This is a genomic window from Actinoplanes xinjiangensis (genome assembly GCF_003148685.1).
Lineage (GTDB): Bacteria > Actinomycetota > Actinomycetes > Mycobacteriales > Micromonosporaceae > Actinoplanes > Actinoplanes xinjiangensis.
Map to the genome: position 1 here is coordinate 140706 of NZ_QGGR01000017.1, position 12366 is coordinate 153071.

The 12366-nt window shown below is 72.3% G+C and carries 10 protein-coding genes; 4 read left to right on the plus strand and 6 right to left on the minus strand.

Annotated features, from left to right (window positions below):
- Positions 1-24 precede the first annotated feature (24 nt).
- Both BC793_RS32060 and BC793_RS32065 read left to right on the plus strand, forming a co-directional pair.
- Positions 25-3984, plus strand: coding sequence for a hypothetical protein (locus BC793_RS32060; protein ID WP_239170412.1), 3960 nt, complete (start codon positions 25-27; stop codon positions 3982-3984).
- A complete protein-coding gene (locus BC793_RS32065; protein ID WP_239170413.1) occupies positions 3972-4991 on the plus strand; it encodes a metallophosphoesterase family protein in 1020 nt (339 codons plus the stop codon). The genes BC793_RS32060 and BC793_RS32065 overlap by 13 nt, the downstream gene beginning before the upstream one ends.
- 4 nt (positions 4992-4995) lie before the next feature.
- On the opposite strand, the gene BC793_RS32070 is transcribed toward BC793_RS32065, so the two are convergent.
- Positions 4996-6096 (minus strand): glycosyltransferase family 4 protein, encoded by a 1101-nt coding sequence (locus tag BC793_RS32070; protein WP_109599347.1) that lies wholly within the window; start codon positions 6094-6096, stop codon positions 4996-4998.
- A 112-nt stretch (positions 6097-6208) separates the two neighbouring features.
- Here BC793_RS32070 and BC793_RS32075 point away from each other — a divergent pair, with 112 nt between their 5' ends.
- Positions 6209-8320 carry a hypothetical protein gene (locus BC793_RS32075; RefSeq protein WP_203896424.1) on the plus strand — a complete coding sequence of 704 codons (2112 nt, stop codon included), beginning with the start codon at positions 6209-6211 and terminating at the stop codon, positions 8318-8320.
- On the opposite strand, the gene BC793_RS32080 is transcribed toward BC793_RS32075, so the two are convergent.
- The gene (locus tag BC793_RS32080) at positions 8268-9080 is read right to left on the minus strand and encodes a glycosyltransferase family 2 protein (protein WP_109599349.1); all 813 of its coding nucleotides are present in this window, start codon (positions 9078-9080) and stop codon (positions 8268-8270) included. The genes BC793_RS32075 and BC793_RS32080 overlap by 53 nt on opposite strands.
- Before the next feature lie 130 nt (positions 9081-9210).
- Here BC793_RS32080 and BC793_RS32085 point away from each other — a divergent pair, with 130 nt between their 5' ends.
- Complete coding sequence (locus BC793_RS32085) at positions 9211-9948, plus strand: EAL domain-containing protein (protein ID WP_109599351.1); 738 nt, start codon at positions 9211-9213, stop codon at positions 9946-9948.
- 1 nt (position 9949) lies between these two features.
- Here the strand turns inward: BC793_RS32085 and BC793_RS32090 are convergent, their stop codons facing one another.
- The 4 genes from BC793_RS32090 to BC793_RS32105 are packed head-to-tail and all read right to left on the minus strand — an operon-like array spanning position 9950 to position 12324.
- Entirely contained in the window at positions 9950-10909 is a 960-nt protein-coding gene (locus BC793_RS32090) for an ABC transporter substrate-binding protein (RefSeq protein WP_109599353.1), read from the minus strand.
- Positions 10903-11502 (minus strand): GTP-binding protein, encoded by a 600-nt coding sequence (locus BC793_RS32095; RefSeq protein ID WP_109599355.1) that lies wholly within the window; start codon positions 11500-11502, stop codon positions 10903-10905. The genes BC793_RS32090 and BC793_RS32095 overlap by 7 nt, the downstream gene beginning before the upstream one ends.
- Entirely contained in the window at positions 11486-11902 is a 417-nt protein-coding gene (locus tag BC793_RS32100) for a DUF742 domain-containing protein (protein WP_109599357.1), read from the minus strand. Before BC793_RS32100 ends, BC793_RS32095 begins: the two co-directional genes overlap by 17 nt.
- Entirely contained in the window at positions 11899-12324 is a 426-nt protein-coding gene (locus BC793_RS32105) for a roadblock/LC7 domain-containing protein (protein WP_109599425.1), read from the minus strand. The genes BC793_RS32100 and BC793_RS32105 overlap by 4 nt, the downstream gene beginning before the upstream one ends.
- Between the last annotated feature and the right edge of the window lie 42 nt (positions 12325-12366).

Genomic DNA, 12366 nt, shown 5'->3' on the forward strand with positions numbered 1-12366 from the left:
ACGGCAGATGTCCGGAGGTATGCCGTGGCGCTCGATCTTGCCCGGCCGGGAACGCGGGACCGGCCGGTGCCCTCTCCGGACCCCGGCCGCGCGGTGCGCCGCCCGGCCCATCGGCATCGCCGCCGTCGTGACCCGCGGGCCCTGGCCGGCCGATGGTGGCGGCCCGCGCTGGCGGTGGCGGTCGTCCTCTTCGCGGTGAGTGGACCGGCGCACGCGTTCGGCCGTACCACCGTGGTCTTCTGGTTGTGCCTGGTCGGCCTCGCGCTCGCCACGGCGGCCGTGCCCCTCGGACTGCTCGCGCTCCGCGGCCGGGGCCGGCCGGTGCTGGACCTGCCGCGCCGCGCCGCGCTGGTGGCGGCCCGGCCGTATCTGATCGTGCTGGCGCTGGACGTGCTGATCGTCAGCCGCTGGTTCCGGACCGGGACGTTCATCGCCGGCGGCGACATGGGGGCCTTCATCCGCCGCGGCTGGGAACCGGAGATGACCTGGTCGTGGAACCATCAGATCACCGGGGCCGGCTCGGCCGCCTACACCATGGCGCGGGCGTTCGAGTTCGTCCTGATCCGGTTGTGCCGGCTGGTGGGGCTCACCGAGTACTCCGCCCAGTGGCTGTACTACACGTGCATCTACGGCCTGGTCGGGTTCGGGGTGGCGTACCTGGCCGGCGCGTTCGTCCGCAGCCAGGCCGGCATCGTGGTGGCCGGCGCGTTCGGCATGCTCAACGGATTCTTCCTGACCCGGCTGCCGAACCCGCTCAACGTCATCTCGGTGGGTTCGGTCGCGCTGATCACCGGTGTGGCGATGCGGGTCGCCCTGGGGCGGCGGGTCCCGGCGCCGATCGCCGGGTTCGCGCTGATGCCCACGTCGTTCCTCAGTTTCAACCCGCCGATGCTGGTGGTCGCGTACGCCTGGGCGGTGGCCGGCACACCGCTGCTGGCCGCGCTCCTGATCGGCCGGCCGGCGGCCTGGCGGCTGCTGAGATGGTTCGCCGCCGCCGTGCCGTGGGCGATCTGCCTGAACGCGTGGTGGCTGGTGCCGCTGGCGCAGAGCTTCACCGGCGGTGGTGGCGCGACCGCCAACGCCACCTTCACCGACCCCACCAACTGGTCCTGGTCGCAGGTCAACAACGTGCCGCCGAACATCCTCACGATGGTGGCGAACTGGGCCTGGTTCCTGCCGCAGTACCTGCCGTTCGCCGCCGACCTGGACCGGCCGTGGTGGATCTGGATCCGCTACCTGCTGCCCGCCCTGGTCTTCCTGGCCCCGCTGGTCGCGTCCCGGCGGCTGCGACGGGTCACGCTGGGCCTGCTCGTGGTCATCCTGGTGTTCGTGTTCCTGGCCAAAGGGCTGCGCCCGCCCCTGGCGAAGATCAACCTGTTCCTGTACCTGCACGCCCCCGGCTTCTGGCTGTTCCGGGAGCCGATGAGCAAACTCGGTCAGCTGCTGATCTCGTTCTTCGGGGTGATGCTCGCCGTCACGGTCGAGGGGCTGCTGCTCCGGCTGCGCCTGCTGCCCCGGCGGCGGCGCCCGTACGGGCGGGTCGTGGCGGCCGCACCGGTCCTGCTGGCACTGGCCTACCCGTACCCGCTGTACACCGGCGGGGTGATGCCCGACGAGCGGCCGACCCAGCCCTCGATGCACGTGCGGGTGGCGCAGGAGTGGTGGGACGTGGCCGGGCACATCGACGCCGACCCGCGCCCCGGCAAGGTGTTCGTGCTGCCCCTGGACGACTACTACCAGATGCCGACGACCTGGGGTTTCTTCGGTGCGGACAGCATCGCGAACCTGCTGATCAAGCATCCGGTGGTGCAGCCGAAGCCGGACGGCTACTTCGGTGACGTGCCCGGTTTCGCCGCCGGCCTGCGGCTGATCGAGAGCGCGCTGCTGGCCGGTGACCTGGAGCCGGTGCCGCGACTGCTGGACTCGATCGGGGCGAGCCGGGTGATCGTCCGGCACGACCTGGTACGCGGCCTGCCGAACCGGTACTTCGCCGACGACCGGGTGCTGGCCGCGGCGATGGCCCGGGTGCCCGGCGCCACCCTGGAGGTCGACGGCCTGCTCCAGGTGTGGCGGCTCGGCGACGGCTCCAGTCCCACCGTCCGCACGTACGACCGGGTGCTCGACGCCCCGGCCCGGCCGGACGCGGGCGCGGCGGTGCTCGGCACGGTCGGGTCCGGCACCGCGATCGCGGCCCGCCCGGACGCCCCGGCCGCGGCCACCAGCCCGCGGGTCGACGACACCGCCGCCGTCACGCCGGACGTCGTGCACTGGCCGGTCCCCGCGGTGGACCGGGGCTCCCCGGTGACGACGGTGCGGGTGCCGGCCGGCCGGTACACGGTCGCCCAGCGGGCCCGCGCCGCGCCCGCGCTGATCCCCCGCGTCGAGGGCGGCGACCTGCTGCTGGAGGACCCGACGGTGGTACGGGTCGACGGGCGGCCGGTGTCCCGGCGGCCCGCGCTGCGGGTGCCGCTGCCGGACGGCCGCCCGGTCCTCGCGATCAAGCCGGCCGGCACGCGCCGGGTGGTGTCCCTCGACGTCGACGAGCCGAAGCCGGTGCCGGTCGGCGCGGCCACCGGCCTCACCCTGCTGGCCGCCGACCCGGACCCGGTGAAGGTGAGCGGGTTCAGCCCGGTCTTCGACTGCAACAACTACGAGCCACGGCCCTGGAGCGAGCTGGGCCTGTCCGCCGTGACGTCCGACTCGAAGCAGGGCCCGGCGGTCCGGCTCACCGCCTCCGACCACGCCGGCTGCACCCGGGTGATCGTCGACGACGCGCCGGCCGGCCAGATCTACCGGATCCGGATGCAGTACCGGCACGTGTCCGGGCCCCGGCCGCAGATCTGCCTGTGGCAGTCCGGTGCCGCCGGTTGTGAACTGTCGACCCGGCTCGGGCTCGCCAAGGAGTGGACGCCGTTCGAGGGCGTGGTGACCATGGACGCCGGCGGGACGCTCCAGATCATCCTGCACGCCGACGTGGGCCGCCGGCTGTCGTCGCCGACCGTGGTGGAGTACCGCGGCGTTCAGGTGCAGGCGCTGGAGGAGGTGGGCCGGCCCGAGGTGTGGCCCCCGGCCGTGCCGGAGACCACCGTCGACCTCGCCGCCGGCGACCACGAGCTGCGCGTCGACGGCGGGCTGTCCGGGTCGATCCTGTCGCCGTTCGAACCTCTGGAGGACTGCTACCGCTACGACGACCAGACCGCCGAACAGGCCGGACTGGCCGCCGAGGCGCAGACCGGGCCGGACGGCGAGACCACCTACACCCTCAAGGCGGTCAGCCATCTGGCCTGCATCGGCGCCGCCGCCGAGGACTTCGGGGGCGCCTCGCTGTACGAGCTGTCGATGGAGGCGCGCAGCGTCGCCCTGCGCAACCCGAAGTTCTGTCTCTACCTGCGCGGGCCCGACCTGTGCCGCAAACTGCCGACGGTCGCGGTGTACCAGGGCTGGACGCCGTACGAGGCACTGATCCCGCCGGATCCGAACACCGTCGAGGCCCGCCTCTACCTGTACGGGCTGCGCGACCTGGAGGGAACCCGGCAGTCGCAGGTGGAGTACCGGGGAGTGCGGATCCGCCCGGTCGCGTCCACCTCGGCCGTGGTCCTGATCCGGCAGGACGAGCCGGGCGCCGCCGCGGTGGCCGACTGGGAGCGGGAGAACCCGGCGCACTTCGCCGGCACCGTCACCGCGGCCGGGCCCACCGTCCTGGCGATGGCCGAGAGCGCCGCCCCGGGCTGGGCGCTGACCGGCATCCCCGGCGCGCGGAAGGTGACGTTGCAGGGCTGGATGAGCGGCTGGGAGCTGCCGGCCGGCGGTGACTTCGCGATCCGCTACGGCCCGGCCCGGATCGCCCGGTACGCGTTCTACCTGCTGCCCGTCACCGTCGTGCTGTCGGTCGCGTTCATGTATGCCGTACGCCTGCCCGCCGGCCGTCCCGGAGCCTGGGCGGTCCGGCACCGCCGGAGACGGCGACGGCGATGGCGACGCTGACCGGGCTCGTCCGGCGGCTGCTCGGCGGCCGGTCCCGGCGGCGGATGCGCTGGGCCCGCCGGCACCTGGTCCTCGGCACCGCGGGCGCCCTGGTCACCGTTCTGGTGGCGGTGATGATGTGGCCGGCCGGCCGGCGGTTCATCATCGCCCCGTCGGTCGTCACGGTGGTGGCCGCCGGCGACATGGCCTGCGACCCGGCCGACCCGGACCTGAAGCCGCCCGGCGAGCCGCCGGGTGACCGGTGCCGTCAGCAGTCCGTCTCGGACCTGGCGGTCGCCCTGGACCCGGACTACCTGCTGGCGCTCGGCGACGTCCAGCACGAGGTGCCGACCGGTGAGGCGTTCCGCACGGTCTACGGCCCGTCGTTCGGCCGCCTGCGGGACCGCACCGTGCCGGTCTTCGGCAACCAGGAGTACAAGGTGCAGGACGCGTCGTCGTTCACCGCCTACTTCGGTGAGCGGATCCGCGACCCCCGCGGCTACTGGTCCGAGGAGATCGGCCAATGGCACCTGGTGGTGCTGAACTCCAACTGTTCCGCGGTGGCCGGCGGGTGCGGGCCCGGCTCGCCGCAGCACACCTGGCTGGCCACCGACCTGGCCGCCGCCGGTGACCGCTGCGTGATCGCCGCCTGGCACCATCCGCGCTGGTCGAGCGGCCTCGGCGGCTCCGGCGACCGGACCGCGGACCTGTTCCGCACCCTCTACGAGAACCGGGTGGAGCTGGTGCTCTCCGGCCACGACGCGCACTACGAACGGTTCGCGCCGATGAACGGTGACGGCCGGCGCGACGACGAGGGGGTCCGGCAGTTCGTCGTCGGCACCGGGGGACAGGCGCACTACCGCCCCGAGCTGCCACCCGCGGCCGGCGCGGTGACCGGTGAGTACACCGACTACGACCACCACGGGGTGCTGGAACTGACGCTGCGACCGGACTCCTACCGGTGGCGGTTCCATCCACTGGAGGCGGCCGACGCCGTCGAGGACGAGGGCGAGGCCGCCTGCCACTGAACGGTCACGCCGCCACCAGCATCGGGCCGCGGGGCACCCGGGCGTGCTGCCGGACCGCCGTCAGCAGGATCTCGGCGACCGTGTCCCAGGAGTGCGCGCCGCCGTACGGCAGCGGGGCGGGCGGCTGACGCTGCCAGCCGGGCAGCAGATCGGCGAGCCGGCCGGCCATCGCCTCCGGCCGGGGCGGCACCACCACCCCGCCGGCCGCGGTCGTCGAGTCGCGCAGTCCGGGTACGTCGTACGCGATGGTCGGGGTGCCCAGGGCGGCGGCCTCGGTGACGACCAGGCCCCAGCCCTCCCGGACACTGGCGGCCAGGTGGACGTGCGCCCGGGCCATGAGATCGTGTTTCACCTCGTCGGAGACCCGTCCGTGGAACGTGACGTGCCCGGGTGCGGCCGCGGCCAGACGGTCCAGCAGGGGACCGCCGCCGATCATCCACAGTCGCAGGCCGGGCACCCGCTCCCGGGCCAGCGCGACCGCGCGGATCACGTCGCCGGGCCGCTTGTAAGCCACCATCCGGCCGCAGAACACCGCGGTGGGCTGTTCCTCCTTGACCGGCCGGGGCAGCGGCCAGGGCGGCTCGTAGCCCTCGGGCACCACCGTCACGTCGTGTGCGCCGAAGCGGGCCAGCGCGCCCCGCGTCGACTCGGACACCGCCAGGATGGGGCTGCCACCGAGGCGCCGCAGCCAGTTCGGCTCCAGCCGCCGGCGACCGAGGTGCGCCAGGACCGGCGGTGCGTTGATGTGCCAGATCTCCTCACAGGTCTGGTGGACCAGGGCGATGGTCCGGGTGCCGTCGTCGACCCACTCGTGCGCGTGGAACGGCACCGTGTTGGTCTCGTCGATCACCACGTCGAAGCTGCCGCGCCCGTGCCGGCGCCACCATCGGCGGGCCTCCCGGTAGACGGTGAACCGGCTGCCGGCCCGGATGATCCGGTAGCCGTCGCGGATCTCGTCGCCCGGCCGGCCGGGCACCGCCGCGGCGAACAGGGTGACCTGGTGGCCGGCCGCCGCCCACCGGCGCAGCACCTGTTCGGTGTAGACCTCGGCCCCGCCGGCCGCCGGGTGGCTCAGGTCTCGCCAGTTCAGGATCAGGATGCGCATCGGTCCTCCGGGGGGTGCGGCGGTGACCGGGAAGATCGACCGCGGCGGCCCGGGGTTGAGAACGTTGCCGGAATCGCCCCCGAGGCTCGGAACAGCGGCGATAGTGGATTAAGTGACCGAACACCGCCGAAACCGGTCCGGCCGGCATCGGCGGCAGCGCCCGGTCATGGCCCGTGCCGGCGGGCTGACGGCGGAGTCGGTGCTGCTCGGTCTGGTCGCCGGTGTGCTGGTGGTGGCGCCGTGGACCCGCTCCGGCCATCTGCTGCTGCTGGACTGGGTGTCGGGACCGCATCAGGCGCTCACGCCGGGTCTCTACGGGCTCGACCCGGCCGCGCTCGACGCCCTGCCGTACCGGCTGGCCACCCACGGGATCCGTACGCTGTTCGGGGCCGGTGCGACCAGCTGGCTGATGGTGCTGGCGTACTTCCCGATCGTCGCGGGCGGGGTCTCGGCCCTCGCCGGTGGCAGCCGGTGGCGGCGGCACCCGGCGGCACTGTTCGCCTGCCTGAACCCGTTCGTCGTCGAGCGGATCCAGGCCGGGCACGTGCCGTTCCTGCTGGCGGTGGCGCTGCTCGGCCCGATGGCGGCGTCCGCGCTGCACGCCCGGCGCCGGGGCCGGTGGTTCGCCGCCCGCCCGGCCGGCTGGTACGCCCTGGCCATCTCGGTCGGCGCACACGCCGCCTGGCTCGGGGCCGCGGTGCTGGTGGCGATCGCGCTGCTGCCCCGGCCGCGGTGGCCGGACGTGGTGCGTACCGCGGTGGTGATCGTGTCGGCCGGCTGTGTCTACGCCTACGCCGCCGTCGTGGTGGCGAACGCGATCCTCACCGTCCGGGTCGGCGACCTGGACCTGGAGGTGTACGCGACGTACCCGGGCTCGGCCGGTCTCGCGGCCACGGTCGCCACCCTGCGCGGGTTCTGGCGGGGTGCCGCCGACAGCAGCCCGGAGGCCGCGCTGGGCCTGGCCCCGGGCGTGGTGCTGGTGGTGGCCGCGGTCGTGGGCCTGGCCCGGCTGTGCCGCAGCGAGCCGGTCACCGGTGTGCCGATGGTCGCCGTCACGGTCACCGGTCTGCTGCTCGGCGCCGGGATCGACGGCCCGCTCGGCACCGTGTACCGGATCGCCTTCGACGCCCTCCCCCTCTTCGAGGCCATGCGTGAGCAGCAGAAATGGGTGGCGCTGGCGATGATCGGGTACGCCGTGGGCATCGGCGCCACGGTGGAGGCGGTGATGACCCGCCTGCGCCCTAGCCGCTCGCTGCTGCGCCAGGCGGTCGCGGTCGCGTCCGCGCCGGCACTGATCGGGATGTACGCGACGGTCGGTGCCTCCCTGGTCTGGGGTCTCGGCGGCAGTGTGCGGGTGAGCCACTATCCGCCGGCCTGGTACGCCGCCGACCGGCTGATGGGTGCCGGCGACGAGTCGGTGCTGTTCCTGCCGTGGCACCAGTACCAGCCGTTCACGTTCACCGCCGCGCGCACCGTGGCGACGCCGGCCGGGGCGTTCTTCCGCCGGCCGGTGCTCAGCAGCGACGCCGCGGAGCTGGGCCCGGTGCGGTCCAACTCGGCGTCCCGGCGGATGGCCTACCTGGACGAACTGATCGCCCGGGGTGGCGGCGGCGGGTTCGGGCGGCTGATCGCTCCCCTGGGGGTCCGGTACGTGGTGCTGGCCAGGGACCGGGAGAGTGACACGTACGCCTGGCTGGGCCGGCAGCGGGACCTGGCGCCGGTGCTGCGGACCGCGGAACTCGACCTCTACCGGGTGACGGTGGACGGGACGGGCCGGGTGGTGAGCGCCCGGGACGGGGATCTCGCCGATGCGCTGGGGTGGGCGGGCGGCGGCCACCTGGGAACGGAGGCGGTGCTCTCCGGGGCCGGCGACGGTGTGGTGCCCTCCGCCGCGTCGGGTGGTGCTCGCCGCGACGGGTCGACGCGGTGGCAGGTCGCCGCGGGTGCGCCCGGTTGGGTGGTGCTGCCCGAGGAATGGTCGGCGAACTGGACGGCGGGTGATCAGGTCACCCGGCCCACCGTGGCGGGGACGGTGGCGGTCCGGGCCGGTTCCGGGGCCTTCACGGTGCGGTACACGCCGTGGAAGTGGTTGCGCCTGGGTCTGGCGGTGTCGCTGTTCTCGCTGACGGCTCTGCTCGTCGCCGGGGTGCTGGAGCACCGGCGGGAGTGGCTCAGACGGCGGCCTGCCGGTAGTGGCCGGCCAGGTGGCGACGGTGGATCGTGACGGTGTCGCGCAGCGTGCGGAGGATCGTGTCGGTGGTGACGGTGCTGCCGTTGGCGCCGGTGTTGAGCGCGACCGGGGCGGCGTGCATGTCGCGGATGCCGGCGGCCTTGGCGGCGACGAAGAACTCCAGGTCGAAGGCGAACCGCTGCTCCCGCAGGTGCGGCAGGAGCTGGGCGAGCGCGTCCCGGCGGATGATCTTGCAGCCGGTCTGGGTGTCCTTGACCTTCAGCAGGAAGAGCAGGGCGACCAGGGTCGAGTAGACGATCGAGATGAGCTTGCGGAGCTTCGAGGCGCCGCTGACCGAGGCGGAGTGACGCTTGTCGGCGTAGACGGCGGCGTGGTCGCCCCCGCGGGCCAGCATCAGGTAGGTGGCGAGGTGGTGCGGGGCGATGTCGCCGTCGGCGTCGATGAACCCGACCCAGGCGCCCCGCGCGGCGGCGAAGCCCTGGTGCAGCGCGTTGCCCTTGCCCGAGTTGGTGCGGTTGTCGATCAGGCGGACGCCGGGGATGCCGTGGACGTGGTGCTGGGAGCCGTCGGTGCTGCCGTCGTTGACCGCGATGATCTCGTAGCCGACGCCGGCGGCGGTGAGGGTGGCGGCGATGTCGCGGATCGTCCGGGCCACCACCGGGCCGCAGTTGTAGAAGGGGACGACGACGGTCAGCTCGATGCCCGCCGTGGCCGGGGCCCACAGGTTCGGGGTGGCGGCCGGCGCCAGGGTGGTGACGGCGGCGGGGCGCTGGAGGGTGGCTGTCGTGTTCATGGCCCAAACCCTGGGGCCGTTACCTCAAGCTCGGCTCTAGCCGGATTCAGGCTTGCTACAAGCCGTTGACCAGGGGTAATCCAGAGCCCGGGTTGAACGTCGCTTGAGGAAGCACCCGCACGATTCGAGCATGACTTCGCAGACGGCCACGAGCCCGGCCACGATCGAGATCCTGCAGGCGGTCCTGCGCACCGAGGCGATCGAGCCGATGTTCCAGCCGGTGCTGCGCCTCTCCGACGGCGCGGTCATCGCCTACGAGGCGCTGGCCCGCTTCCACAAGGACACCTGCCTGAACCCGGACATCGCCTTCGCCGCCGCGAACGAGGCCGGTCTCGGGGTGGAGCTGGAACTGCTGGCCATGCGGCGGGCCCTGGCCTCGCTCGACGAGGTGCCGGCCGGGGCGTACCTGAGCACGAATCTGTCGGTGGAGGCGATCCTCGACCCGCGGGTGCAGGAGATCCTGCTGGCCCACGCGCACCGCCGGATCGCGGTCGAGCTGACCGAGCACACCCAGGTCTTCGACTACCCGGGGCTGGTGGCGATCACCGAGCAGCTGCGCTCGGCGGGCATCCGGATCGCGGTCGACGACGCCGGCGCCGGTTTCGCCAGCCTCAGCCACATCCTGCAGCTGCGCCCGGACATCATCAAGCTGGACATCACGCTGACCAGTGGCATCGACATGGACCCGGTCCGGATGGCGCTGGCCCGCTGCCTGGCCGGTTTCGCCTCGGACATCGGCGCCATGCTGGTCGCCGAGGGCATCGAGACCCCCGCCGAGCGGGAGAAGCTGCTGGAGCTGGGCATCCGGCTCGGTCAGGGTTATCTGCTGGGCCGCCCGGCCCCGCTTCCGCGGTGCCGGGCGGTATGACTCAGGGCAGCCACTTCTCCCAGACGGTACGGTGCCCGTCGGCCCACTTCTTGGCCGCGTCCTCGGCGTCCATCCCGTTCTGGGTCATGTCCTTGGCCACCTGGTTCTGGTCGGCGTTGGTCCACTGCCAGTTCTTGATCAGGGTCGCCGCGGGGTTCCCGGAGTCGACCCACGCCTTGCGCCCGATCTTGTCCAGGTCGTACGGCTGGTAGTCGCAGGCCACCGTCTCCGGTTCGGAGTCACAGCCGGGCGTGTAGTTCGGCAGCGGGATGTGCACCAGCTTCACGTCCGACAGCAGCCACTGCGGCTCGTAGAAGTAGCCGATCAGCGGTGTCTTGTCCGCCTGCGCCTTCCGGAACGCCGCGATCAGTTTGTCCTCGCTGCCCGAGTACACCACGGTGTAGTCCAGCTTGAGGTTCTTGATCAGCGCGGCGTCGTTGGTGACGAACGACGGGTCGCCGGCGAGGAACTGGCCCTTCTCCCCGGACCGGGGCGTCTTGAACAGGTCGGCGTACTCGTTGAGGTTCTTCCAGTCGGTGATGTCGGGATAGGTCTTGGCCATCCACGGCGGTACGTACCAGCCGATGACACCCTTGTTGCCGGTGAGACCGAGCTCGACCGCGACCTTCTGCCGGTCGATGTACTTCTTCTTCAGGTCGTCGTGGCCCCAGTTCTCCAGGATCACGTCGATGCTGCCGTCGTCGAGGCCGGCCCACGAGGCGGTCTCGCTCAGCTCGGCGGTGGCCACCTTACAGCCCAGCTCCGACTCCAGCAGATAGCTGATCACGGCGACGTTCGCGGCGTACCCGGACCAGGGGTTGACCGCGATGTTGACGGTCCCGCAGCGGGTGGTCTCCGGTACGCCGGGCGGTGGGCTGATCGTCGCGTTGCTGCCCGCGCAGCCGGCCAGCGCCGCGACGCCGATCGCGGCGAGCAACCGGGGCAGGAACCGGCTCACCATGCCGACGCCCGTTCGCGGGTGGTCCGCTTGAGGAGGACCTCCTCGGTGAGCGCCACGAGGACGCTCTTCACCGACTCGCGGTCCCGGGCGTCGCACTCCACCAGCGGCAGGCCGGGACCGACACCGAGGGCGTCGCGGACCTCCTCCAGGTGGAAGCGCTGCCCGCCGCTGAACCGGTTGACGCCGATGATGAACGGGATCTCGTGCTCCTCGAAGTAGTCGATCGCCGGGAACGAGTCCTCGATCCGCCGGGTGTCGACCAGGACGATGGCGCCGAGGGCCCCGTCGACCAGGTCGTCCCAGAGGAACGCGAACCGGTCCTGCCCGGGGGTGCCGAACAGGTAGAGCAGCAGTGCGTCGTCGAGGGTGATCCGGCCGAAGTCGAGGGCGACGGTCGTGGTGGTCTTGCCGGACACCGCGGAGGTGTCGTCGATACCGATCGACCTCTCGGTCATCTCGGCCTCGGTGACCAGTGGCTCGATCTCGGAGATGGCGCCCACGAATGTGGTCTTCCCGACGCCGAAACCACCGCTGATAACGATCTTGACAGCGACGGGGTGCGCTGCCGAAGGCTCCCTAGAGCGCCCGGACACGGTCCCTGATCCTTTCGATCAAACTGGTGGAGAGCTCGCCGACCGAGTCCTGCACGGTCAGATAGCCCTGCGTGATCAGGTCTGCCACGATCACCCGGACCACACCGAGCGGCGCACGCAGCGCCACCGACAGGTCCGCGACCGACATCGGCGACTGGGCGAGCTCGACTATGCGCCGGGACTCGAAGCGCAACGGCGCCGACAGTGCGGCCGGAGCCGCGTGCAGCAACGTCTCGATCCGCAGCCCGTCGTGCAGCGGCTGGGTACGCCCGTTCGTGAGCATGAACGGGCGGATCACCGGGTCCTCGTCAGGGTCGGTGGAATGCAGCCCGGACGACGGCCGGTGGGAACCGGCGTACGGGATCATCTCGGGCCCGGAGCCCCACGAAGGGCTGGTCATCGCGGTAGGTGTTGCCGGGACTCTGCGATCAGGGCCGGCGTGAGCAGGTCGCCGAACCGGTCGGCGAGCAGCGAGATCTCGTAGCCGACCAGGCCCAGATCGCACTCGCTGCCGGACACCACGCCGAGGACGCTGCCGCCGCGGATGACCGACACCAGCAGGAAGCCCCGGTGCATCTCGATCATGATGAGTTTGAGGCCGTCGAAGTCGTACCGCCGGGAGGCGCTGCGGGCGAGGCTGGCCAGGCTGGAGACGATGGCGGCCAGTTGGTCCGCCTCGGCCCGGTTCAGCCCGTCCGAACTCGCGATCAGCAGGCCGTCGGAGGACACCGCCACGGCGTCACGGACGCCGTCCGTCTGGTGCACGAAGTTGCCGAGCAGCCAATTGAATTGGTGCCGATCCGCCGACGTGTCTACGCTCATCATTCTTCTTTCCAGGTTGCTGCCAAGGGGCCATAGGGGGAT

Excerpts from the sequence above, each read along its gene's own strand:
- BC793_RS32065 (WP_239170413.1), top strand. The coding sequence starts at position 3,972 with ATGGCGACGCTGACCGGGCTCGTCCGGCGGCTGCTCGGCGGCCGGTCC.
- BC793_RS32070 (WP_109599347.1), bottom strand. The coding sequence starts at position 6,096 with ATGCGCATCCTGATCCTGAACTGGCGAGACCTGAGCCACCCGGCGGCC.
- BC793_RS32080 (WP_109599349.1), bottom strand. The coding sequence starts at position 9,080 with ATGAACACGACAGCCACCCTCCAGCGCCCCGCCGCCGTCACCACCCTG.
- BC793_RS32085 (WP_109599351.1), top strand. The coding sequence starts at position 9,211 with ATGACTTCGCAGACGGCCACGAGCCCGGCCACGATCGAGATCCTGCAG.
- BC793_RS32090 (WP_109599353.1), bottom strand. The coding sequence starts at position 10,909 with ATGGTGAGCCGGTTCCTGCCCCGGTTGCTCGCCGCGATCGGCGTCGCG.
- BC793_RS32100 (WP_109599357.1), bottom strand. The coding sequence starts at position 11,902 with ATGACCAGCCCTTCGTGGGGCTCCGGGCCCGAGATGATCCCGTACGCC.
- BC793_RS32105 (WP_109599425.1), bottom strand. The coding sequence starts at position 12,324 with ATGAGCGTAGACACGTCGGCGGATCGGCACCAATTCAATTGGCTGCTC.